This window comes from Rathayibacter sp. AY1C6 (assembly GCF_002931535.1).
In the GTDB taxonomy this organism is placed as follows: Bacteria; Actinomycetota; Actinomycetes; order Actinomycetales; family Microbacteriaceae; genus Rathayibacter.
Window position 1 is genome coordinate 68644 of sequence record NZ_PSWC01000014.1, and the last position, 22495, is coordinate 91138.

Below are 22495 nucleotides of genomic sequence, written 5' to 3' on the forward strand. Positions count from 1 at the left end.
GGTGATAGCTGATGAGTTCATGGAATACCTCCTTTCGGTTAGGTGGTGATGCCCGGGCCGTATGGCGCGAGCTGACGCAGCATGGCGTCGGGGGTGACGACCCAGAACAGCGAGTCATTGAGGTCACGCTCTGCTGTGATGGCCGTGCGGAGTTTCGTCGCTCGTTCGGCGTCGGGGACGATCCAGACGATGGCCGGAAACAGTCCGCGAGTCGTATCTTCAATGCCGGTGGCGTGGTAGCGCTGGTAGGTGCGGCACTTGCGAAGCACGGCGGGTAGGTGTTCGGTGCCGAGGTCGACTTCGATGAACGAGTGGGTCTCGGTCGAGAGGTCTGCGGTGACGGCGAGTAGATCTGGCTTGAGCGCGATGACCGTCGCCCCGCTCACGGTAAAGGTGCGCCAACAAGTAGGTTCCGTTTCGAGCTCGAGGAGTTCGTACCGCCCGCCGTTCGCGTGTTCGATGAGCGTGACGGCGACGTCAGCGACGGCGAGCATGTGCGTGGCGAACGTCAGGCCGGGTTCGTCGTAGCGCTTGCGGATCCGGTCGCCTCGTCAGCTTCGGAGGAAGCGGCCACCGTGGGGGCCGAGTTGCCAGATTGTGAGAGCGGAGCCGTGCTTGATGCCGCCGATTCGCCTGGCCAGTCTGGTGATCGCGCCGAGCGCCTCGAGCCTTGTAAGGACGCGCGTCGTACCACGTGTGGCCGCTGAGGTGCTGGTGTGTGGTCCGAGCGGCTTGGCTGGGAAGTGTAGGCGCTGCAGTTGTCGGGTTGTGAGCAGCCGGAATCGTTCGAGGTCTTCGAGGACGCGGACGTCGCGATCGGTCAAGTGACTTTCGAGCTGCACCGCGCCGCGGCCCTCCGGTGTCATGGCTTCCTCCTGCCCGGCGCACCGCGGTTGTCCCCTGCAATGCAGGGGGAGTCCCCGCCTGAAAGGGGCGGACGTGGCCAGAACAGGGGTGAATGAGGCGGAGGGTGTTCGTCGTGACTGGAATAGCGAACGGAATAGCGGCCCGAAGACCCCATCTTGTGGTCAAGCGTGTGACGAGGGGCAGTCATGACCGCCTCGCCTTGGAACAGCAGCGTGGAGCGCTGTCCCCGGAACTTGAACGGCGCTCGTCCCCTGACGCCGTGAAGCAAGATCTCGTGTGAGCCGCGGAAGTAGTTCCCAAGGCCCATGTGGTACTTATCCCAGACGGCATTCGTCTTATAGGTGAAGCCCCAGGCCGCCATAACCTCGAGCGCGGCGGGGAGCGCAGCGTTAGTCGCCCAGAGCAGCAGCGTCGAATCATCTGCTGCAAGCGATGCGACCGGCATCTCCTTGATGCGGTCGAGAGTCATGAGCTCGTAGTGCTGGACTGCACCGCGTGCGCCGGCTTGCGCGATATCCCACGGCGGGTCCGCATAGATGACGGCGAACTTCTTTTCGGTCATGGGCGCGAGGGTGGTCATGTCGAGGAACTCCTTTCTCCAACTCGCACGAGCGGGCGAGCAGTGGCGAGGACTGGTTATGCGCTTCGGGGCCGAAGCTGTCAATCGTCCGGTCGGTGTCGTTGCGAAAACCACAACGCCAAGATCGAGGGCGGGCCGGCGATGAAACCGTCCGGCCCGCCCTCGAAGACAGAGCACTACTTCGGCTTCTCCGGCATACGGCCAGTTGCAAGGTAGGACTCACGGATGAGTGCCTTGCGCGCTTCGTGCGCGTCGGCACCAAGCGCATCCGCCAGGTGGAGCATGGTCGCGCGCATCTCATCCTGCTCCCGGTCAAGCTCGGCTTCGACGCGGTCAATGCGTCGATAACGACATGCCTTGATCCAGTCCATGAGCCGTCTCCCGGGTTCCTCTGCGGCCTCGAGCAAGGCAAACAAGGCCAGGACAGGGAGCGCGAGGAGTGCAAGTAGTCCGACGAACATCACGCCCACCGCCGAATCGCTGCGGCCGCGCCGAGGGTGTAGCTGTCGACGATCTCGCGGTAGCGGGCCTCGCCAAGAGGTGCGACCGTGATGAGGTGCTGCTCGAGGGCGGTCAGCGCGCCCACGTGCTCGAGGGCGGTGTGGGTGAGGAGTGCTCGCGCGTCCTCGCTCATCATCGCGACGATCGCGCGGGACTGCACCCGCTCGACCTCGCGAGTGGTCTGGCGCTGCATGCCCATCGACATGCGCCCTATTCCTTGCGTGTGGAACGGCGCGGTCTGGGAGGCGAGCTCGTTACTGGTGTTGAACATAGAGTGCCCTTCGTTCGTGACCCGAGTGCGGCTGATTACCGCCCTTTCAAGGGTCGAACGGGGACACCTGCGACGTCACTGACTCGAAACTGACACGATTGACTCGTGAAGGACGACGCCCTGCGTAAAGACCTCCGCGACGAGTTGCGCCTATTACGACGCGGCTCGGGAGTATTCGGTCTAGATCGCGTTGCTCCGTTGGAAGTCTTGACGGAGATCGTTGGGCGGGGCAGTGTCGAGCAGGCATATACGACCCTGCTCGATGTTCTCGAACGCGACGGGAAGAATCTGGAGGGTGACATCAGGGCTTTCTTCGAGACGGCCGGACTTGGCCTTGAAGGAAGCAACCTTGATGAACGTCTGAAGGCATACGCGGCCCTTCACTTCGAAGATCAGCGCACTGGACTCCGACGGAGCGACCGCGGGGCAGAACGACTTAGCTTCATCCTCCGCGATGAGTTCAATTACGAGCGACCGTGGGCGAACATCATCGCCGCCCAAAGCGGTGGCTATGCAACTGTCGGCGTCACCGTGAACATGCCCGAATACTCCCAATGGCGTCGTCCTCACGTGTATATCAACGATGCGTTCCAGGAGGGTCGAGTCTTTGAGCTTCACGATTCAACAACCACCCCCTGGTACGTCACCGGCCACGAACGGTTCCCAGACATTCCGCTGAACACCTCGTCAGATGTGGACACGCCATTGCTGGAGGTGAAGGTGGTTTGGGTGATGCCAGTGTGGCCCTCCTGGCAGAAAAGCACCCACCTCTGCGATCCGCGCCTGAAGGTGAAGCTCGTGAACAACCGTGACTACAGCGCCGAACTTTCGATCCTTTGGTTCAGCGCCGAGGCGGCCGCTACATGGGATCGCCCGCTCGCGCTGTACGAACCGTGGCTCCATGGCGGCGATCCGTCGTAGACGCGCGGCGGCGTGATTCCTGGTTTTGCGGTCCAGCGTGTGATTTTCACAGCAACGCCGATCGGAATATTGACGCCGGATGCAGCCAGCGCATACTGAGGACGCCTCCTCCGAGGGCAGCGGCTTTACGAGAGGAATCCGCCCGGATTCGTCGGCCGCTCCCAATGAGGAGGTGACTCACGATGAGTGAGACAACCCCAGCCGCCGGCTCCCCGGCGGCCAGTCAGGTGCGGACGCTTGCCGTACGCATCACGGACGATGTGCGCGCGCAACTGGACGTCATCGCCCAGCTGAACGACCGGAGCGTCACCGAAGAGATCCGGATCGCGTTGGAGCGATGGGTAGAGACGAGCAAGTCCGACCCAGCAGTGCTCGAACGAGCCGAGACGGTCAGAGCCGAGATCGAGCGCGAGGCGGAGACCAAGCGCAACGCCATCGCGGCGATCTTCGGCTCTGACGCCCAGACGTCTGGCAAGGGTTCCCGGACCAAGCAGGCCTCAAGCTGACCTGCGATCATCGCCGTGCCCAGGATTGAGAGCCGTCTCGGCTCCTCTCCTGGGTCGGCGACACTCAACTTGTGTTGACATTTAGACTCAACAAAAAACCCTGGCCATGGTATAAATAGGACAGATGCAGTCCTCGGTTCGAGGACGCTCCCGAGGAGCGAATCACCCCCAGGCTTACCTAAGCCAAGTCGGCGTCCGCCGTTACGCTGAGGGCACGCCTGTGAGTAACCATTACAACCACCTCTGTGTGGAGGAGTAGACGTAACGACATGACGATCAGACCGACAACTCAAGACGCAGCGGCAACCAAGTCGCCGAAGGTGGTGACGTGGTAGTGGCTCTTAAGAAGTCGGATCTGTACAGCTCCCTCTGGAAGGGGGCCGACGAGCTTCGCGGCTCGATGGACGCCTCGCAATACAAGGACTACGTCCTGACTCTGCTCTTTGTGAAGTACGTCTCAGACAAGGCGAAGGCGAGCAAGAACAGCCTGATCGTCGTGCCCAAGGGAAGTTCCTTCGACGATCTGCTTCTTCTCAAGAACAAGCCCGACATCGGCGAGCAGATCAATGTCGCCATTCGCGCGCTAGCCGATGAGAATGATCTCGTTGGCGTTATCAACAACGCGAACTTCAATGACCCGAACAAGCTCGGCGATGGCAAAGACATGGTTGCCCGGCTCAGTAACTTGCTCGGCATCTTCCAAGATCTGGACTTCTCCGGCTCGCGCGCCGAAGGCGACGACCTTCTGGGCGATGCGTATGAGTACCTCATGCGGCACTTCGCGACCGAGTCAGGGAAGTCAAAGGGGCAGTTCTATACGCCGGCCGAAGTCTCGCGCATCATGGCGCAGCTGATCGGCATCACATCGAGCACGCCGAAGTCAGCGACTGTGTATGACCCGACCTGTGGCTCTGGCTCGCTGCTTCTAAAGGTGGCCGACGCTGCCCCGAACGGTCTCACCGTCTATGGGCAGGAGATGGACAACGCCACTTGGGCGCTGTCAGTCATGAATATGATCCTCCACGGAAACGAGACCGCGGAGATTGCGCCAGGCAACACTCTCACCACGCCGAAGTTTCTCAAGGACGCGAAAACAATCCAGACCTTCGACTTCGTTGTCGCCAATCCACCCTTCTCGGTGAAGACATGGACCAATGGCCTGGAGGAAGACTACGGACGCTTTGAGTTTGGTCGCCCGCCCGAGAAGAACGGTGACTTCGCGTTCCTGCTCCACATCCTTAAGTCCATGAAGTCGACGGGTAAGGGCGCTGTCATTTTGCCGCACGGTGTGTTGTTCCGGGGCAACGCCGAAGCCAACATCCGCCGCGAGATCGTCAAACGAGGCTTCATTAAGGCCATTGTCGGCTTGCCGACAAACCTCTTCTACGGTACCGGCATCCCGGCCTGCATCCTTATTCTCGATAAGGAGAGCGCGGCAGACCGCAGGGGTATCTTCATGATCGATGCGTCGAAGGGCTTCGAGAAGGACGGCCCGAAGAACCGTTTGCGTCCTCGTGACATGCACAAGATCGTGGACGTCTTGACTAGGCAGCTCGAGGTCCCGCGGTACTCGCGCATGGTGCCGCTCGATGAGATCGCCGACGTGAAGAATGACTACAACCTGAACATTCCGCGCTACGTCGATTCATCGGAGCCCGAGGATATCCAAGACTTACACGCCCACCTGCAGGGCGGCATTCCTGATCGCGATTTGGACGCACTACAGCCGTACTGGGAGGCGTTCCCTTCGCTGCGCGCGACTCTCTTTGAGCGCGTGCGACCGGGCTATTCCGACCTCATCATCGACAAGAGTGCGATCCAGGCAACGATCACCGGCTCGTCGGAATATCGCGGCTTCCGCGACGACGTGACAAATCAGTTGTCTCAGTGGTGGACTGGCCATTCTCAGGAGCTGGAACATATCAGCGCGACAACTCGTCCACCCACTCTGATTGAGTCCCTCGGGGAGGAGCTGCTTGCTCGCTTTCGTTCCCGACCGCTGATCGACGAGTACGGCGTTTACGAGCAACTCATGCGCTACTGGCACGAGACCATGCACGACGACGTGGCGCTGGTCATGAGTGAAGGCTGGCTTGATGCCTCAAGACCCCGACCTGCAAGGATCCTCGGTGAGGACAAGAACAAGAAGCCCATCTATGAAGACGCGCACATCGTGTTCGGAACCGGCGTCAAAGCTGCTCGCTGGGTCGCTGACCTCCTCCCCCCAGAACTCATCATCGATCGCTATTTCAAATCGGAGAAGGACGCGTTCGAGCAGCTTCAGGCTGCCGTCGACGCCGCCACGCAGGCGATTGTCGAGTACGTCGCAGAGAACGCCGTCGAAGATGGGCTTCTCTTCGAAGCCGCCGATGAGGATGGGAATGTCACTAGCAGGTTAGCAACCGACCGACTCCAAGCCGCGAAGGTCGAAGGGGGCCAGGTTGATGAGATCGCATCGCTGAACCACTTGCTAACTCTGTTCAAGGCCGAGGCAGCCGCCAAGAGGGCAGTAAGGGAAGCCAAGGTCAGACTCGAGCAGGCAACACTTTCTCAGTACGGCCGTCTAGACGAATCGGCTGTAAAGGACCTCGTCATTGAGGACAAGTGGAACCGAACAATCGCTCTGGGCATTCAGAACGAGCTCGCTTTGCTCACTCGGCAGCTGGTCGACCGCCTACGGGTACTTACTGACCGGTACGAGGAGACGCTCAGCAACTTGGACCGCAAGATCCTAGGCACGCGAGAAGAAGTCAGTGCTCATCTAGCACTACTTGGGGCGGACGAATTGCTGTCAGGAGCTCGGAGGCTCCCCGGTTTCACGGATGAATGGCAAGAGGTGACGCTGGGTGAGCATGTGACGTACGTAAAGACTGTTGCACTCTCGCGTGCCCAGCTCGATAAAGAGTCACCGATCCACTACCTGCACTACGGCGACATTCACACGAGCGATGACATCATGCTGAACGCAGCGACGACCCCGATGCCGCGAGCCAGTGCCGACCGCATCAAGACCGCGGGCTTTCTCCAGGTCGGTGATCTGGTATTCGCGGATGCCTCCGAAGATCCCGATGGTGTCGGCAAGTCGGTTGAGATAACTGGCGTGCCGGCCAATGGTGTGGTTCCGGGTCTGCACACAATCGCAGCACGCTTCGATAAGGCTGTTCTCGCGGATGGCTTCAAGGCGTATCTCCAGTACATGCCAGAGTTCCGTTCCGCATTGCTTCGACTAGCCGCAGGGACGAAGGTCCTTGCAACTACGCGGGCATACATATCCAGCGTTTCGCTTCGGCTCCCGGGCATCCCCGAGCAACGCGCGATAGCGACTGCACTCAGCGCGGCAAGTCGCGAGATCTCGCTCATTCGGCAGCGTCTGCAAAAGACGAAGGCGATCGAGGTTGGGATGCGCCAGCAACTCCTATCCGGACAGGTTCAATCCGGGGCGGGGAGCGTTATATGAGCAAGGTTGGACAGATCGAGCGCAAGACCCAGGACCGAGTCGTCAAGCTCTTCCACCAGCGACTCGGATATGAATACATCGGCAACTGGGAGACACGAGAGGAAAACTCTCATATCGAGGAGCTTTACCTCCGTCAGAATCTCGCCGCTCGTGGCTATAGCGAAAATCTGGTCATCAAGGCCCTTTTTGAGCTTCAAAAGGCGGGTGCAGTTGGCGGAGGAACGTCACTGTACGAAGCCAACCGGAAGGTTTACGAGCTTCTGCGCTACGGCGTCAAGGTCAGTCCAGGCGCGGGTCTACCGCACCAGACCGTCTGGTTGATCGAATGGTCCAATCCGAACGCTAATCACTTCATGATCGCCGAGGAAGTGTCGATCAAGGGCGAACACAATAAACGTCCCGACGTGGTTCTTTACATCAACGGGCTCGCACTCGGTGTCATCGAGCTCAAGCGCTCAAAAGTGAGCGTCTCCGAAGGTATTCGGCAGAACATCGGCAATCAGAAACAGCACTTCATCCAGTCGTTCTTCACCACCGTCCAGTTGGTCTTCGCTGGCAACGACGTCGAAGGCCTGTGCTACGGCGTGATTGAAACGCCTGAGAAGTACTGGCTGGAATGGAAAGAGGCGAGTACAGGCGAGGAACGCCTCGACGCAGGCCTTCTACAGATGTGCTCCAAAGAACGGTTCCTCGAACTGATCCACGACTTCATCGTCTTCGACGCGGGTGTCAAGAAGGCGGCTCGCCATAACCAGTTCTTCGGTATCAAGGCTGCACAGGATCGCATCGCCCGACGGGAGGGCGGCATTATCTGGCACACCCAGGGTTCGGGTAAGAGCCTAACCATGGTGTGGCTTGCCAAGTGGATCCGCGAGAATGAACAGGACGCCCGTGTCCTGATTATCACGGATCGCACTGAACTCGACGAACAGATCGAGAACGTCTTCGGTGGCGTCAATGAAGCCATCTACCGGACGAAGAGCGGCGCCGATCTCATTAGCAAGCTCAACTCCAACACTCCCAGCCTGATCTCGTCGCTGGTCCACAAGTTCCGCGCTGGAGATCACGATCGTGAGCGCGACGAGGCTGGGGAGGAATTTCTTCGGCAGATCAATGCCCGGGTACCGGCGGGCTTCGCTGCTAAAGGCAACCTGTTCGTCTTCGTCGACGAGGCACACCGCACCCAGTCGGGCAGAATGCACGGCGCGATGAAGGAGTTGCTCCCTGGAGCGATGTTCATCGGCTTCACCGGCACACCGCTGTTGCGAGCCGACAAAATGACCAGTATCCAGCAGTTTGGGACGTTCATCCATACCTACAAGTTCGACGAAGCTGTGGCCGATGGTGTCGTGCTCGATCTGCGTTACGAGGCGCGCAATATCGACCAGGACCTCATGAGCCACGGCAAGGTCGACCAGTGGTTTGACGCCAAGACGAAGGGCATGACCGACCTCACGAAGGCCGAGCTCAAGAAGCGTTGGGGCACCATGCAGAAGGTTGTCTCGTCAGAGCCGCGTGCCAAGCAAATCGTGATGGACATCCTGAGCGACATGGACATCAAGCCACGCCTTATGGATGGCCGGGGCAACGCAATGCTCGTGGGTGAGAGCATCTACCAGGCGTGCAAGTTCTACGAGATGTTCGTCGGTGCCGGCTTCGAAGGCAAGGTTGCGATCGTCACAAGCTATGTTCCCAATGCGAGTGATATCGCCAAGGAAGACTCGCTGGCGGGCAAGACCGAGAAGATCAAGCAGTACGAGACGTATCGCAAGATGCTCGCGAACTTCTTCAATGAGCCCGAGGACACCGCAGTCACGCGGCTTGACGAGTTCGAGAAAGAAGTGAAGCGGCGCTTCGTCGAAGAGCCTGGCCAGATGCGCCTACTTATCGTCGTTGACAAACTCCTGACCGGTTTTGATGCACCGAGCGCCACCTATCTCTACATTGATAAGTCCATGCGCGACCACGGGCTATTCCAGGCCATCTGCCGCGTCAACCGGCTTGACGGCGATGACAAGGAATATGGCTACATCGTCGACTACCGTGATCTCTTCAAGTCTCTGGACCGGGCAATTACCGATTACACGTCGGGTGCCTTCGACGGGTACGAGAAGGAAGACATCGACGGCCTGCTCAAGGATCAAATTGAGCAAGCTCGCGAGGATCTTGACGAGGCGCTCGAGCGTATTCGAGCGCTGATCGAACCCGTCGCGCCGCCGCGGGAGACGCAGCAATACCAGCACTACTTCGTCGCGTCTGAGCCGGGCAATGCGGTTCAGATCAAGGCCAACGAGATGCGCCGAGTTGACCTCTACAAGTCGGTCTCCTCACTGGTTCGCGCCTATGCGTCCATCGCCAACAACATGTCGGAGGCTGGATACTCCTCAGCCGAGGTCGCGGCGATCAGACGTGAGGTCGCGCACTACGTCGACGTTCGTGATGAGGTCAAGATCGGCGCAGGTGAAAATGTCGACTTCAAGCAGTTCGAGGCTGGCATGAGGGCGCTACTTGACACCTATATTTACGCCAGCCCATCGGAAGTCGTGGCGACATTCGAGAACAAGGGGCTCATCGAGCTCATCGTAGAACGAGGAGCCGGCGCGCTCGACGACTTGCCGGAAGGCATCAAGAAGAACAAAGAAGCGGTCGCAGAGACGATCGTCAACAACGTCCGTAAGACGATTATCGACGAGCACGCGATGAATCCGAAGTACTACGACTCCATGTCCACTCTTCTCGACGCCCTTATCGAGCAGCGCAAGCAGGATGCGCTGGATTACGCGGAGTACCTAAGCCAGCTCATCGAGCTGGCCGAGAAGGTTGGTCGCGGCGATTCAGATCGGACCTATCCGGACTGGGTACAGACGCGCGGGGTTCAGGCCATCGTTGACTACTTCGATGATGATGTCGAGACAGCCAGGATGGTGCATTTCACCGTATTGCGCGAACGTCGCGCCGGTTGGGTTGGTAGCTCTCGCAAGGAGCGAGAACTCGCGAACATCCTCCGTGACGAGCTCCCGGACCTCTCCGAGGCCGATTTCGATGAACTATTCAAGCTCATAAAGAATCAGCCCGAGTATCAGGGCCGGGGCCACTAGTGACGTCCGCCTACTTGATGGTCGCCGGCCTGGGCATCGATGTCATTTACAAGGACATCAAGAACTTGCACATTTCGGTCTACCCACCTGTTGGCCGGGTCCGTGTCGCGGCTCCGGAGCGCCTTGATGAAGACAGTATCCGCCGCGCCATAATTCAGCGTTTGCCATGGATCAAACAGCAACGAGCCGATCTCCAGAGTGCAGAACGGCAGACGCCACGAACGATGCGCTCAGGGGAGACACACTACGTCTGGGGCAGAGCACTTCTGCTCGACGTCTCGCGCAACGGGCGATGGGGCGTCAAGGTCGATGGAGACACCCTCTGGGTTATCTCGCCCGAGGGCACTGATGCTGAGCACCGGTACGCGACCCTTGACCGTTGGTATCGCCGCGAACTCAAAGCGGCGCTTCCGCCTCTCCTCGAGAAGTGGCAGGCGCTCATCGGCCGCGAAGCTTCGAAGGTTGTTGTGCGGCGCATGAAGACAAAATGGGGCACATGCCAACCAAACTCGGGAGCCGTCTGGTTCAATCCCGAGCTCGCGAAGAAGAACCCACGCTGTCTCGAATACATCGTCGTCCACGAACTCATGCACTTCGATGAGCGCACCCATAATGAACGCTTCGTTGCACTAATGGACACGCACCTTCCGGACTGGCGCGCGAGGCGCGATGAGTTGAACGAGGCTCCGCTCGCAGCGGAGGTGTGGGCATGAGCGATCTGCCATATCGAGTCTTGACGATCGATGGCGGTGGAATCAAAGGCGTGTTCGCCGCATCGTTCCTCGCTGAAGTCGAAGACAGTCTCGGCGGCAGGCTCGTCGATTACTTTGATTTGATCGCTGGCACGTCGACGGGTGGAATCATCGCGTTGGGCCTCGGCATGGGCCTTTCGGCGCGCGAGATCCTGAGTTTCTACGAGGTCGATGGTCCATCAATCTTCAAGCGGACCCCGTGGAGTCTCCTCCGCCAGGTTGGCATGGCGAAGTACAACCCCAAACCACTGCATGAGGCGCTCGGACGCGTGTACGGGGACCGGCGACTAGGGGAGAGCCTGACGCGATTGATGATTCCGTCTCTCGACTTGGAGACCGGCGAGGTCCACGTGTTCAAGACAGCGCACCATGATCGTTTCGTGCGTGACTACAAGGAGCGAGTGGTCGATGTTGCCCTTGCGACAGCCGCTGCCCCCACGTACTTCCCAACTCACACGCTCGAAGAAGGCGTACCGCTCATCGACGGAGGCATGTGGGCAAACAACCCGATGGGACCTGCTGCCGTCGAGGCGCTCGGAGTCCTCGAGTGGCCAAGGGGCTCGGTTCGACTATTGAGCGTCGGCTGCACAGAGTCTCCTCTCGACACTTATGACCGCTCCAAGCATGGCTTGGGGCTCAACTATTGGGCACGCCGCGTGTTGACAGTCGTAATGGCAGGGCAGTCCTCGGCTTCGCTTGGCACATCGCAACTGCTGCTCGGACATGAGAACGTTCACCGCGTATCGCCAAATGTCAGTCCCCGTCGCTACAAATTAGATGGGGTAGATGGGATCCGCTCTCTGAAGGGGCTGGGGTCCAGCGAGGCGCGCAAGGAGTATCCGAAGATCAGGGGCATGTTCTTCGACGCCGGCCCAGCAAAGCCGTTCGAGCCGCTACGAAAGGAGGACGCATGAAGTTGATCAAGCACTTCGACTCGTTCCTAAAGAACAAAGTCAACCTTCGGGATAGCCGGATCGAGCAGCTCGACTCGCGAGTAAGCGCGGTCGAGAAATTCCTGTCATCAGGGGATGACGTCATAGCCGAGCACTTTGTCGACCTCATACCTCAGGGTTCTTACGCGCAGCGTACGATCATCAACCCGGTTGGCGCCAACGATGAGTTTGACGCTGATGTTCTCTTGGACATTGAAGAAGTTGACGGCTGGGATGCTGAGGACTACGTCCAGGAGCTTTATACCGTTCTTCGGTCCAGTTCGACATATCGCGACAAGGTCAGCCGACGGAGTCGGTGCGTGGTGATCGATTACGCGAACGAATTCCACATGGACGTTGTGCCATTCCTGACGCGCCACGACGAGCGCTACATCACGAACCGCAATGAGAACACCTACGAGCTAACCAATCCCGAGGGATTCAACGAATGGCTCGAGGAGCAAGATCGGCTTGCTGGTGGTCGTCTGGTCAAAGTGATCCGCCTCTTCAAGTACCTGCGTGACTACAAAAACAACTTCTCGGCCAAGTCCGTGATCTTGACGATCCTCCTCGGTGGACGGATCAGCGATGACGCGATTTGGGCCGACTCGGGACACTACAGCGACCTGCCGACCGCATTCAAGAACATCGTCAACGATCTGAATGACTACCTCCAGGCGCATGCGACGATGCCCAATCTCGATGACCCGAGCTGTCCGACCGAGAACTTTAACCACCGTTGGGATCAGGATGAGTATGCGAACTTCCGCACTTGGGTGAAGATCTACTCCGGGTGGATAACTGACGCCTTCGACGAGGTGGATCGCGACGAAAGCCTCAGGAAGTGGCGGAAGCTATTCGGGGACGACTTCGGTACCTATGCAGAGGTGACCAAAGCCACAGAAGCCCACGTTGGTCGATCCGGGGTAACTGACACGGAGGAGAACATCACCGTGCGGTGGGGTATCCCAATCCGGCTCGATCCGCGCCACCGCGTCAAGCTCGTGGGGCGCTTACAAAGGAAGGTCGGATTCCGCCACTACGACTTGCCGACCCGCGGCAACGTGGTCGGGCGCAACCGAATAATCGACTTCCGCGTCGCGCACAACACCGTTCCAGAGCCCTTTGACGTCTACTGGAAGGTGCGAAACACAGGGGAGGAAGCTATCCAAGCCAACGCGATTCGTGGGCAGGTGGTTCCCGACAAGGGTGGCATTTCTCGTTCGGAGCCGACCGCATATGTGGGCAAGCACTACGTCGAGGTTTATATCGTGAAGGGCGGTGTCTGCATCGCGATGGACCACCACCCAGTGATTATCAAATAGCACCCGGGCGATCGCGGAGCATGTTCCGGATCGTCGAAGCTGAAAATCCGATTCGGGCAGCGATCTTGTCGTATGAGAGTCCGTTGGCCCGGAGTGCGGCTGCTTGATCGACCTGCGCTTGACTCATCGAATGCGGCCGACGTCTGATGCTGGCGCGGTTGAGTCGATGGTGGATCGTCCACTCGGTCACTCCGTGCTTGCGGGCGATATCGACTGGTCGCATTCCCGCTTGGTAGTCCGCTACGATGACTTGGTTTGCTTCAGCGCTGAGGCGTCTCGGTCCGGGTCGAACGGTGCTGTGGCGGAGCGCTCGAACTGTTCATTCTTCGCCCGGTCGATGAGCCGAACGACCCCAGTCGCCTCCCGCTCTCGATTGCAGTAAGCGCGCAGCAGGCGCACCAAAGTGTCGTCACCAAGACCCTTGCCAGAGAAAAACGCCGTGACGGCGCCGATCTCGGCTTCCAGGAAGCTGCTGAGGCTCCGAGCACCACTCTTTCGAGTGGTGCCTTTTTCGTGTGCTGCGAGCTGAACGGCGGTGCGAAGCAGGGGAGCGATGCCGAGTAGCTCGTAGCGGCTGTACAAAGCACCATGCCGGCTCCGCCGCTATATGTCGACGACCGTCTCGATGAAAAGCCACTCGGCGAGGATCATCTGAGTGCCGATGTCTCGTGCCACTTCCGACCGCCGTCTGGCCCTGCCGGGTTGTGCTACGCCGTCAGTTCGAGTGGCAAGGCGCGCTCCAGCTGGTGGGACGTGTCTGCAGTGAGCAAGACTGGATTCGCCTGCAGGACGAGCTGGAGCCGGTCAGCGAACTGAGTCTCGGTGAGGGGAGCCGCAGAATCGACCCTCGTTGCTGTGTTCTGGACTTCCTGCAGGACCCGGAGTTGTTCCGGCGTGAATGAGCCGGCCTGAAGCAGTTTTGTGAAGGCTCCGTTCCACTCTTCCTCACTCATCGTGACCTTCAGTGTCGCGAGCAAATCGACAAGTATTTGCTCTGCGCCATCAGGCTTTGCCGTGGTCGGCGTGTCATTACCAACGTGAGATTTGGTGCCCTTCGCGCCGCGGAGCGCACGTAGTTGCTGCCATTTCTCCCGGAGGGTAGGCAGGGCCAGCCTGTTCCACCAGCGCTTCACGTGAGGGGACGCAGCCCGCGCAACCATAATCACGATCGTGGCGACGAGCCGAGCGAGGGCTTCTCGCTCCTCCGGTGTCAGCTCGTCGGAGGAGCGGTACGAAGGCGGCTCATGACCCGTGGCGTCCGAATCGTCGACCCAGTGCCACGCAGCGTGCCCCCTGAGCTCGTTGGTCTCGTCGTCGAAGAGATGCCCGACTACTGCGCCGTCAACGAGCCTCGAGGCTCCGAGGTGCTGGCCGACAGGAACGGTCGGTACGTATGCCACGCCTCAGGTTAGGCCCACCAGCCCGAGGCGGTCACCTGAGCCTCTCCGTTCGTCGCCGCTGAGCAGGGAGGGGTGATCGGCCTCCAGGGCGCCTGATTCCTGCTGGCGTCGCCTGGGAGGGCAGCCAGACGCGCCCGCGACCCCGCAGGCGTGGCACGCGAAGACACGAGGAGCGTCGTAGGAGCCGTGGATCGCACTGCGCCCTGGGAGGTTCCTGAGAAGCAGACTGGTTGCCTGCCGCGGGTATTGATTTAGCGGGCTGGCCGGTCAGCCGTTCCTCGTACCGGCAGGAGGGAGCCCAATGATGGGTAACAAGGAAGGCGAGCAGTTCGACATTGGTGGCGGCGAAAAGCTGACTGTCGATCCAGCGGATAACCCGTGCGATCAGGGTGGTTGATAACAGACGACTACCAACGAATTAGGAGATAAGTCGACGGCCGTCTATGATTCGGATGGCAACATGCCGTCGGGCAAGGGTGCTGGCGACAACGATAGCTTTAAGTACTATATTCGGAGGTGGGTTGGTATGCTCGACAGGCGCCCATGAAAATGCCGGAGAGATGCCGGTAGCCAAGAGGGCCCCGCCAAGCTAAAGCTGAGCGGGACCCTGCTTGTTCCAGGAGTTGCCTATTTCGATCGGACGCGTTCCGGGAGATTTCTCTCAAAACAGATTTTTTGCCATCCCCGCAGGAGTTTGAGGCACATCGCGCACTTTAGTTAGGAGCGCGTCCACGCATCGTACTGATTTTCCGAGATTCCAGTAATAGTACGACCGATTCCGGGCACGAAGAAGGTTGCACTTTGCGCTCCGGGTTCGCCGCTCGGTTGTGACACGAGTTGCGCGACTCTAAATGTCGGTTTATCGTTCTCGGTCTCCCTAACGACTCTTAGGTAGACGGCGCCTCCAAGACCGATTGCGCCGAAACTCGAGTAGACCATATTTCCAATTTTTGGCATTACGTTTCACCTTTTCTTAGGATTATCGCTTCAGCGTCGTTGGTGTAAAGGCGCTCCAAGTTGTAAAAAAGGCATTCGTTTCCCCCGCTCGCATGCCAGGCCGAGCAGTCCGCTCGATCTTTGTCGACTGATCCGTCAATGGGGCCGACTGCGTCCTGGCGACCGATCGATTAGTAGTACTTCCTATGCAGCCGACAAGAGCAAGGTGGAGCCATGCATTCTGCATGAGGGAGCGGCCACGAGGAGAGCGCTTCCTCGAGCGTCGAAACGCTGAGGTGGTCGGGTGCACACGAACCGCAGCTGCAGGCGATCAGGATGAGCTCGGTCTCCGGCTCGTGGTACCGGAGGTGCCACCGTTGCGTCATCGTCTCGTGCAGCTCAGCGATGTGGACCCAGTCGCGTCCGGTCTCGGCGAGGAACTTCGCCATGTCCGAGTACACCTGACTAGCGCGCGCCCAGTCCTCCTCTGCCTGATACTGCAGCGCTGCCCCGTTCGCGAGACGCTAGTAGACGTCACTAAGAGATGCGGGCCGACCATACAGCTCGGCGAGCGAAACGGCTGCCGCGTCCCATGCCGCTTCGTCCACCTGCCAGCTCCCGACGCGCACCAAGAACTTGCGCCGTGCGCGCAGCGCCGCTTCCTCCGCCTTCATCACGTCCGCTTGCTCGGGAGTAACGATCCGAGTCTGACCAACGATCTTTCGCACGAGGATGTGCTGTCCGCACGAGCCGCACTTGCCGCGAGCCTTGGGAACGACGTCGAGTACGGAGCCACAGCTCGGACAGGCCAGGGGAGCGGCCGTGCTCAGAGCAGCGTCCCGAAGGTCCCGCGCCTTGGCCAGCCGATCCCTAAGCTTCGGGTGGTTCGCCCTCGCAGGGTTCTTTTGCCCAGTGAAGAACCGTTCGATGACCGCGACCTCCTCCCCGTAGCGCTTCTGCCTCCGGAGTGTCATGGCAGCCCACTCGGTGTAGGCCGGCGCCCGTCCGTTCCGTTCGATCTCGTCTGCTCGCTCAGTTGCCGCGATGCACTCGAACAACAGCTCAAGCGCCTCGTCGTACTGCTCCGCATGTCGGAGCGCCTGGATCTCGTCGACGTGCTCCGTGAAGTGCTTCCCCCGAACCTTCGAGGCCCGGGCAACCTTCCCTCGCTGGCGCTCGGCCGCAGCGACCTCCCGCTCCATCTCCTCGATCGACAGGAGCGGCTCCGGCGAAGCTCCCGACAAGTCGACTTCGACAGCCGTCGCGCGCCCCGTCGTGGAGGTCGTCGTCACGCGGATGGTGTGAGGAGGTGATGGAGGGGCTGCTGGCTCCGTGGAGATGAGTACGGACGGAGCCGGGCTTGAACTCCCTGGCGTGCCACGGCCGAACAGTGAGCGGATCCAACCCATGCACGCATCTCCCTCAAACTGTCGCGAGCCTACCGGCGGCAATGTGCCAGCCATCGGCATCGGGTGCAATCGAAAGCAGAACGACGTTGCTCACCCCGGCTGAAGCCGAGGTGAGCAACGCGCCGAGGCGAAGAGACCGACGCGTCGGCCGAGCGTCAAGGCCGTCAACGCCGACCAGGACCCAGGGCAACTACAGCCCTATCGGCGTGGAGCCGAAGGTAAGAATGACTCAGTCCAGCGCTGCTCGAGTTGACTGCTACTCAGCCCAAACTGCGTGAGATTCCCTCCCACGAGGGTTGCGTCTTTAAAGCCGTCGCCAATTTGGATGGCGCCAGCGAAGCTGGACACCACAGTCCGAAGTTGCTCCAGGCGCGCGAAAAACAGGGCGCGGGCGCCCTGCCGCGCAACGGCATCTCACATTGGCTGCCGCGAAGGGTGAATCATCACCGGCACACCGAAATACCGGCCTTCGGGATACTCGGAGTCGAACCAGTCAGCCGAATGGCTGAGCGGCTCGAGATACTTGCGTGAGACTTCGTCGACCTTTGCCTCACTCCTGCAATCGATCACCCAGTATCGATCGTCTCCTATGGCCCAAAGGTTGTCCGGTCCGATACCGGTCTCCTGGTCGGGTCGCGAGGAGGCGAAACCGAGTAGCTGTCCAAGCCGTTGCAGTGCAGTCTCAAATTGCTTGTGGCTGTTATAAGCCGTGCTGGGGACGAGATCGAGTAGCAGCGCCTCGACGGCGACCTCGAGTGTTCTTGCGGTGGCAAATTCAGCCGTCATGTACTCAACGGAGGCGGCCGCCTGATCGCCAACGGTCGTGACTCGTGGCCGCGCGATCTCGTGAGGAATCTTTAGAATGAAATTGTTCTCGATCCGGGCCGAGCGCTGCAGCTCTCGTGCTTCTGTTGGGTCGATAGCGCCGGAATAAGAGGCTGCGCGCTGCTTCAATCAACCCTTTGTCGCAGAGTCGAGCCCGGTCGGCAAGTCCGCGAGGAACTCATTTGCTTCAGCAAACCGTTAGGCAAGTGCCAGCGCGAACGAGTCGCGCTCCGCTCTTGCAACCGCGGGGACAGAGTCGGCGTGCTGGTAGGTCACTCCTTCGAGAACCTGCTTGCTGGCGCGAACCCAATCGCTGTCGCGGGACAGGAAGGCGTCAACAGCGCCTTCGAAGTAACTCATCGACTGACCGCGACCGCGACGCGAAAACTGCATAGAGAGGTCGTACTGGGCTCGGGTTGCAGGGGACAGCTTCCGTCGGTCCGACGCCGCGAAGAGTCGTTCGGCCAAGCGGGGGTCGAGAAGAATAATGGCGCAGTAGTCATCGGTCGAACGGACGCCTCATCCCATCCCCTGTTCGATGCGCTGAGTCTCCCGCGAGTCCATCGCCTCAGTGCCGCCGAGCGCGACGGCTTCGACTAGCTCGACCGGAGAGTAGCGTTCGGGGAGCCCATCCAGGATGAGCACGCGGCAGGCACCGGTGGGCTGCTCGACGCCGTCGTAGCGCGCGACGAGAACGACTCGAGCACCGCAAGGAGCTCGACGCAACCCATCCCTTGATACGCAACGAAGTAGGCAAGAGCTTCAAGCTGATCGAGGGTGCCTTCAGCACGGCCTCCCGCGCCCACGGCGTCACCGACGAACAGCGCGAGGAGATCGTTCGCCGGCACCGCAGTCCCAGACCGGCCTACGCCTCCGTCTCTGAAGCTGAGCAGTACGACTCGAAGTGCGGCGGGGGAGTGTCCAGCAATGTGACGATCGTGCCCATCGCCCATCGCCCATCGCCCAGCGCATCGGCAAGAAGAAGTTCGTTTGTGCGGTGCTCGCGTATGTCCGCTGGAAGATGGAGCAGCCCGACTACGTGCGGGACGACAGCAAGGCAGCGGTTGTCTCTGCTCAGATCCTTGAGCCCGCGGTAGGAGCCTCGCCTTCATCGTCTTCGGATCGACGCCGTAAAGCGCACCAAGCTGGTTCAACGACCAACCCTGTGTCTTTAGCTGCGCAGCATCCTCTAGCTGCCGAGGAGTCAGCACAACCTGACGCGGAACGTGCTGCTGCTTGAGAGCGGACCGAAACGCCTCTCGGCTCACGCCCCACGATGTGGCGAGCTGGCGGATGTTCCATCGGCTACTCAGCGGCCAGCCTCCCCTTCTGCTCGTCGGTCAGCCGCACCTGGCGCTGACGGAGGGCCTGCACACCAACCGGAGGAGCAGGCGACTCTGGCTCGTCACCCCTGTTGATCCCGGTCCTGGCGGCCACCAGCGCGCGCTCCCATCTTTCTTGATTAGTTGCGGATAGGGGCGCCACGATCCGCAATCGGGATCAGTCCATCGGACGACCGCCGCTTTCGCTCCGTCTGACGCCAGCGTCCGCCCCCCCCGCCCAGCACTCCGAGCTCTGCTCGTCGAGGCGACGACGGTCCGAGCCCTCGATGGTCCTGCCCGGGTGGGGACTCCTCGGCGGCAGGGACGCACGACCGAGGAGCTCCTTCGCGGGTTCTCGGCCGTCCTCGTCCTGAGCCTCTCCATCCAGCGGGACACGTTCGCGGACAGACGGCGCGCGGGTTTCAGTGCGCTGCTCGCGATAGCCGGTCGCATGGCGGCCGTCCGCAGGCGGTCGCTGTCGGAATTCGAGACCCCCTTCCTCGGCTGGATGTGGCGGGCCGTCCTCCGCCCGCGGTGCGTGCGCGAGCTCCTCGATCAGGCGAGGGCGGAGAGGACATCTTGGAGCGACGCCCACCGCCCGACCGCTCACGGCCTTCTGAGGGCGTCTCGCGGGCCTTCGCTCAGGCGGCGCCGCCATGATCGAGGCTGGTACTCGACGGAAGGTTCTCTGTGAGCATGTTCAAGCGCGTTCTCGGCATGGCGTCGAAGGCGCTCGATTCGAAGAGCGGCTCGGGGTCGTCCTCGAGCGGGACGACCGATTGGCGCGATATCGTGCGCACCGCCGCCGACAAGGTGACGGGCGACTCGCGGAGCGGGCAGGCCCAGCCGCCTCAGCAGTACGGCTCACCGCGGCGACCCTCCGCGCGCCCGCAGGACGCCCGGCCCGGGCAGCAGCCGGTGGTCACGCAGGAGGACCGCGCAGCGATCGCGCGCTACGACTACCTCCTCCGCACCGCCGACCCCGAGCAGCTCGAACAGGTGCACCGGGACGCGTTCGCGAAGCTGACGACGGCGCAGCGCACCCAGGTCGAGGCGCGGCTCCGCGACGAGCTGCCCGCGAACGAGCAGCCGCGGTCCTCCGCCCCCGAGGACCTGGCGCGCGCGGCGACGCGCGGCGAGGCGAACGATGCGGGGTTCCTCAAGAAGATGTTCTCGAAGCCGGGGACCCGCGGCGCCCTCGCGGGTGCCGGCGTCGGAGCGGCGGCGGGCATCGGGCTCGGCGCGGCGGGCGGACTGCTCGCGGCGGTCGCGGGCGGCGCCGTGATCAGCAGCGTCGCCGGTCCGCTGCTCGCGCAGGCGTCCGGCCTCGGAGTGGACTTCGAGAACCTCGCCGGCGGGTTCGGCGATCTGGGCGACTTCGGTGACATCACGGGCGGCGCAGGAGAGTTCGTCTCCGGTGCGGGTGAGCACGTGTCCGGGCTGGGGGAGCAGGTGTCGGAGTTCGGCTCCGACTTCCAGCTGCCGGGGCTCGGCGACCTCGGGAACCTCTTCGACCGCTAAACGGACGGGACCGGAGCGCGCCTGCGGAGGAGCGGCGACGCGATCGCGAGTGCCGCGCCGACGACGAGCAGCACGGCCCCTACGATCGCGACGGCGGTCGTCGACCAGTCGGGGAGGTCGACCACCGTCGTGCCGTCGAGCAGCGTCCATTCGCAGGCCGCGCCCAGCGGCCACCACGACCAGAAGCCGCGGACCAGGTCGCCTGCCTCGGGCGGGACGCCGCCCAGGCTGACGCTGCACACGTAGTCGAAGCCCTGACGGTCGATGTTCGCGAACTGCAGAGGTACGAGCGCGAGGGCCGCGAGTCCGGCGACGGCGAGGACGAGGCCGGCGAGCAGGGCGAGACGCGCGGCGGTCAGGCGCTTCCTCGCCGGCGTCGAGGCGGGGGCGGGCGGCGTCTCGGTCATCGTCCGATGGTGGCACGCGTTCGTGGGGAGCAGGCGTGTGCGCGGGATCGGCGCCGAACAGCGCGGAGGCACGGGGCGGATGCGTCGGAGCCGCTCCTCGACCGCAGGCGCCACGGACGTCGGCCGACACAGCGGCGACGGGGAGCCCTCGGCGTCGTACCCTCGACTGCATGGGGTTCGTCTTCTCGCTGGTGATCATCGTCCTGACCGTGCTCGCGCTGGTCGACGTCGTACGGCAGCCGGACAACATCATCAAGAACCTGCCCAAGATCGTGTGGATCCTGCTGATCTTCTTCCTCCCGCTCATCGGCGTCTCGCTGTGGTTCCTGCTCGGGCACGACTGGAAGCGCGGCGACGGCGGATCCTTCGTGCCGGGCGGCCGAGTGCCCCGCCGCCGGAAGCAGGCGCCGCCGCCGATGGTGGTGCGGCCCGCTCCGAAGAGCACCGAGGAGCAGCTCGCCGACCTCGAGCGCGAGGAGGCGCACTACGCGCGGCTCGCCGAGGAGCAGCGTCGCCGCCGCGAGGGTGAGCGGCCGCTCGACGCGTGAGCGGCCGCTCCGGAGGCCGCTACTTCGAGAAGTTCGACGCCGCCCACTGGATCGAGGCGATCTTCGCCTGACCCGCGACGCTCGGGTGGAAGTAGTCGGTGGTCCCGATCAGGCCCTTGGTGACGGGGGTCGCGGTGAGCGCTCCGCCGTCCCAGTCGCAGAGCTGACCGGCGGCGCTGCACGCCGTCTGCAGCGCGGTGTTGTACTGCGTCGTCCGCGTCTTCGCGGCAGCGGCGGAGGCGGCCGCGGCGGTGCTGCTGAGCCTGCGGCCGGTGGAGCTGACGCCGCGCGTGGTCCGGCAGAGGTCGCCGCCCGCCCAGACGAGCGCGCCGACTCCGGTCTTCACGACCGACCACTCGGAGGCCACGTTCGGCATCGACGAGAGGACGATGCGGGCGGAGGGCCACGTGGTGCGGATCTTCGTGATCGCGGCGGAGGCTCCGGTGCGGAACGTGCTCGCCGGCGTCATCGTGTAGCCGTCGGAGGCGACGCGGTTGTCGGGAGAGCAGAGGTCGTTGCCGCCGATGAGCAGGGTGACGACGTCCGGCCGCACGCCGGCGGCGACCGCGGCGTCGATCCGCGAGGGGACCTGCGCGACGACGTCGCCGGTGGTGGCGAAGTTCGCGGTCGTGACGGTGGTGCCGGGGAGCGCGGTCCGCAGGCGCGAGGCGAAGGAGTTCACCGAGGAGCTGGTGCCGGTGGACCAGTTGTTGCGGGGGCAGTCCGCGAAGGAGCCGCAGGTCCCGTAGGCCTGGGTGATGGAGTCGCCGAGGCTCAGCACCGAGAGGGTGGCGGGAGTGGCGGCGGCGGCGGCCTGCGCCGGGAGCAGCGCGGCGGCGAGGGCGAGCGCGGCTCCGACGGCGAGGGCGCGGACGCGGCGGCTCGGGGTCGGCGGGCGGGAGGGGGAGAGGCTCATG

19 protein-coding genes and 1 pseudogene are annotated in these 22495 nt (G+C 61.9%); 9 read left to right on the plus strand and 11 right to left on the minus strand.

Features of this window, described 5'->3' with window-relative positions:
* Positions 1 to 38 precede the first annotated feature (38 nt).
* The 4 genes and pseudogenes from C5D36_RS17185 to C5D36_RS10265 all read right to left on the minus strand — a co-directional run bounded on the left by C5D36_RS17185 (position 39) and on the right by C5D36_RS10265 (position 2219).
* Positions 39 to 866 (minus strand): annotated as a pseudogene (locus tag C5D36_RS17185) (replication-relaxation family protein).
* Entirely contained in the window at positions 863 to 1447 is a 585-nt protein-coding gene (locus C5D36_RS10255; protein ID WP_104295751.1) for an MT-A70 family methyltransferase, read from the minus strand. The pseudogene C5D36_RS17185 and the gene C5D36_RS10255 overlap by 4 nt, the downstream one beginning before the upstream one ends.
* Positions 1448 to 1623: 176 nt before the next feature.
* Positions 1624 to 1818 carry a hypothetical protein gene (locus C5D36_RS10260; protein ID WP_146083730.1) on the minus strand — a complete coding sequence of 65 codons (195 nt, stop codon included), beginning with the start codon at positions 1816 to 1818 and terminating at the stop codon, positions 1624 to 1626.
* 89 nt (positions 1819 to 1907) lie between these two features.
* On the minus strand, positions 1908 to 2219 hold the full coding sequence (locus C5D36_RS10265; RefSeq protein WP_104295753.1) for a hypothetical protein: 312 nt from the start codon (positions 2217 to 2219) through the stop codon (positions 1908 to 1910).
* 105 nt (positions 2220 to 2324) lie between these two features.
* Here C5D36_RS10265 and C5D36_RS16605 point away from each other — a divergent pair, with 105 nt between their 5' ends.
* From C5D36_RS16605 to C5D36_RS10305, 7 genes are all read left to right on the plus strand, one after another.
* Positions 2325 to 3140, plus strand: a complete 816-nt coding sequence (locus tag C5D36_RS16605) for a hypothetical protein (RefSeq protein ID WP_146083731.1) — start codon at positions 2325 to 2327, stop codon at positions 3138 to 3140.
* Positions 3141 to 3322: 182 nt separating this feature from the next.
* The gene (locus C5D36_RS10280; protein ID WP_104295756.1) at positions 3323 to 3646 is read left to right on the plus strand and encodes a DNA-binding protein; all 324 of its coding nucleotides are present in this window, start codon (positions 3323 to 3325) and stop codon (positions 3644 to 3646) included.
* 334 nt (positions 3647 to 3980) lie between these two features.
* Positions 3981 to 7103, plus strand: coding sequence for an N-6 DNA methylase (locus tag C5D36_RS10285; protein WP_104295767.1), 3123 nt, complete (start codon positions 3981 to 3983; stop codon positions 7101 to 7103).
* Positions 7100 to 10201, plus strand: a complete 3102-nt coding sequence (locus C5D36_RS10290) for a type I restriction endonuclease subunit R (RefSeq protein ID WP_104295757.1) — start codon at positions 7100 to 7102, stop codon at positions 10199 to 10201. The genes C5D36_RS10285 and C5D36_RS10290 overlap by 4 nt, the downstream gene beginning before the upstream one ends.
* A 17-nt stretch (positions 10202 to 10218) precedes the next feature.
* Complete coding sequence (locus C5D36_RS10295; protein WP_104295768.1) at positions 10219 to 10914, plus strand: M48 family metallopeptidase; 696 nt, start codon at positions 10219 to 10221, stop codon at positions 10912 to 10914.
* Positions 10911 to 11867, plus strand: a complete 957-nt coding sequence (locus tag C5D36_RS10300) for a CBASS cGAMP-activated phospholipase (RefSeq protein ID WP_104295769.1) — start codon at positions 10911 to 10913, stop codon at positions 11865 to 11867. The genes C5D36_RS10295 and C5D36_RS10300 overlap by 4 nt, the downstream gene beginning before the upstream one ends.
* Positions 11864 to 13210: a cyclic GMP-AMP synthase DncV-like nucleotidyltransferase gene (locus tag C5D36_RS10305; RefSeq protein WP_104295758.1), complete on the plus strand. Its 1347-nt coding sequence runs from the start codon at positions 11864 to 11866 to the stop codon at positions 13208 to 13210. The genes C5D36_RS10300 and C5D36_RS10305 overlap by 4 nt, the downstream gene beginning before the upstream one ends.
* Here the strand turns inward: C5D36_RS10305 and C5D36_RS17365 are convergent.
* From C5D36_RS17365 to C5D36_RS16620, 5 genes are all read right to left on the minus strand, one after another.
* The gene (locus tag C5D36_RS17365; protein WP_146083732.1) at positions 13203 to 13433 is read right to left on the minus strand and encodes a helix-turn-helix domain-containing protein; all 231 of its coding nucleotides are present in this window, start codon (positions 13431 to 13433) and stop codon (positions 13203 to 13205) included. The two genes, C5D36_RS10305 and C5D36_RS17365, sit on opposite strands and share 8 nt — an antisense overlap.
* Before the next feature lie 17 nt (positions 13434 to 13450).
* Positions 13451 to 13792, minus strand: coding sequence for a hypothetical protein (locus C5D36_RS16615; protein WP_146083733.1), 342 nt, complete (start codon positions 13790 to 13792; stop codon positions 13451 to 13453).
* A 125-nt stretch (positions 13793 to 13917) separates the two neighbouring features.
* Complete coding sequence (locus tag C5D36_RS10310) at positions 13918 to 14610, minus strand: hypothetical protein (RefSeq protein WP_104295759.1); 693 nt, start codon at positions 14608 to 14610, stop codon at positions 13918 to 13920.
* 1460 nt (positions 14611 to 16070) lie between these two features.
* The gene (locus C5D36_RS10320) at positions 16071 to 16838 is read right to left on the minus strand and encodes a hypothetical protein (protein WP_104295761.1); all 768 of its coding nucleotides are present in this window, start codon (positions 16836 to 16838) and stop codon (positions 16071 to 16073) included.
* 531 nt (positions 16839 to 17369) lie between these two features.
* Positions 17370 to 17909 (minus strand): hypothetical protein, encoded by a 540-nt coding sequence (locus C5D36_RS16620; protein ID WP_146083734.1) that lies wholly within the window; start codon positions 17907 to 17909, stop codon positions 17370 to 17372.
* Between the two features lie 1889 nt (positions 17910 to 19798).
* Here C5D36_RS16620 and C5D36_RS10335 point away from each other — a divergent pair.
* Positions 19799 to 20623, plus strand: coding sequence for a hypothetical protein (locus tag C5D36_RS10335; protein ID WP_258062915.1), 825 nt, complete (start codon positions 19799 to 19801; stop codon positions 20621 to 20623).
* Here C5D36_RS10335 and C5D36_RS10340 read toward each other — a convergent pair.
* Positions 20620 to 21030 carry a hypothetical protein gene (locus tag C5D36_RS10340; protein ID WP_104249440.1) on the minus strand — a complete coding sequence of 137 codons (411 nt, stop codon included), beginning with the start codon at positions 21028 to 21030 and terminating at the stop codon, positions 20620 to 20622. The two genes, C5D36_RS10335 and C5D36_RS10340, sit on opposite strands and share 4 nt — an antisense overlap.
* 170 nt (positions 21031 to 21200) lie before the next feature.
* Here C5D36_RS10340 and C5D36_RS10345 point away from each other — a divergent pair, with 170 nt between their 5' ends.
* The gene (locus C5D36_RS10345; RefSeq protein WP_104291645.1) at positions 21201 to 21578 is read left to right on the plus strand and encodes a PLD nuclease N-terminal domain-containing protein; all 378 of its coding nucleotides are present in this window, start codon (positions 21201 to 21203) and stop codon (positions 21576 to 21578) included.
* A 19-nt stretch (positions 21579 to 21597) separates the two neighbouring features.
* Here the strand turns inward: C5D36_RS10345 and C5D36_RS10350 are convergent.
* Positions 21598 to 22495, minus strand: an 898-nt coding sequence (locus C5D36_RS10350) for a GDSL-type esterase/lipase family protein (RefSeq protein ID WP_104295765.1), incomplete at its 5' end; no start/stop codon positions are given.

What these genes read in the sequence shown, in the direction of transcription:
- C5D36_RS10255 (WP_104295751.1), bottom strand. Translation starts at nt 1,447, where the DNA reads ATGACCACCCTCGCGCCCATGACCGAAAAGAAGTTCGCCGTCATCTAT.
- C5D36_RS10260 (WP_146083730.1), bottom strand. Translation starts at nt 1,818, where the DNA reads ATGGACTGGATCAAGGCATGTCGTTATCGACGCATTGACCGCGTCGAA.
- C5D36_RS10265 (WP_104295753.1), bottom strand. Translation starts at nt 2,219, where the DNA reads ATGTTCAACACCAGTAACGAGCTCGCCTCCCAGACCGCGCCGTTCCAC.
- C5D36_RS10280 (WP_104295756.1), top strand. Translation starts at nt 3,323, where the DNA reads ATGAGTGAGACAACCCCAGCCGCCGGCTCCCCGGCGGCCAGTCAGGTG.
- C5D36_RS10290 (WP_104295757.1), top strand. Translation starts at nt 7,100, where the DNA reads ATGAGCAAGGTTGGACAGATCGAGCGCAAGACCCAGGACCGAGTCGTC.
- C5D36_RS10295 (WP_104295768.1), top strand. Translation starts at nt 10,219, where the DNA reads ATGGTCGCCGGCCTGGGCATCGATGTCATTTACAAGGACATCAAGAAC.
- C5D36_RS10300 (WP_104295769.1), top strand. Translation starts at nt 10,911, where the DNA reads ATGAGCGATCTGCCATATCGAGTCTTGACGATCGATGGCGGTGGAATC.
- C5D36_RS10305 (WP_104295758.1), top strand. Translation starts at nt 11,864, where the DNA reads ATGAAGTTGATCAAGCACTTCGACTCGTTCCTAAAGAACAAAGTCAAC.
- C5D36_RS17365 (WP_146083732.1), bottom strand. Translation starts at nt 13,433, where the DNA reads ATGCGACCAGTCGATATCGCCCGCAAGCACGGAGTGACCGAGTGGACG.
- C5D36_RS10335 (WP_258062915.1), top strand. Translation starts at nt 19,799, where the DNA reads ATGTTCAAGCGCGTTCTCGGCATGGCGTCGAAGGCGCTCGATTCGAAG.
- C5D36_RS10340 (WP_104249440.1), bottom strand. Translation starts at nt 21,030, where the DNA reads ATGACCGAGACGCCGCCCGCCCCCGCCTCGACGCCGGCGAGGAAGCGC.
- C5D36_RS10345 (WP_104291645.1), top strand. Translation starts at nt 21,201, where the DNA reads ATGGGGTTCGTCTTCTCGCTGGTGATCATCGTCCTGACCGTGCTCGCG.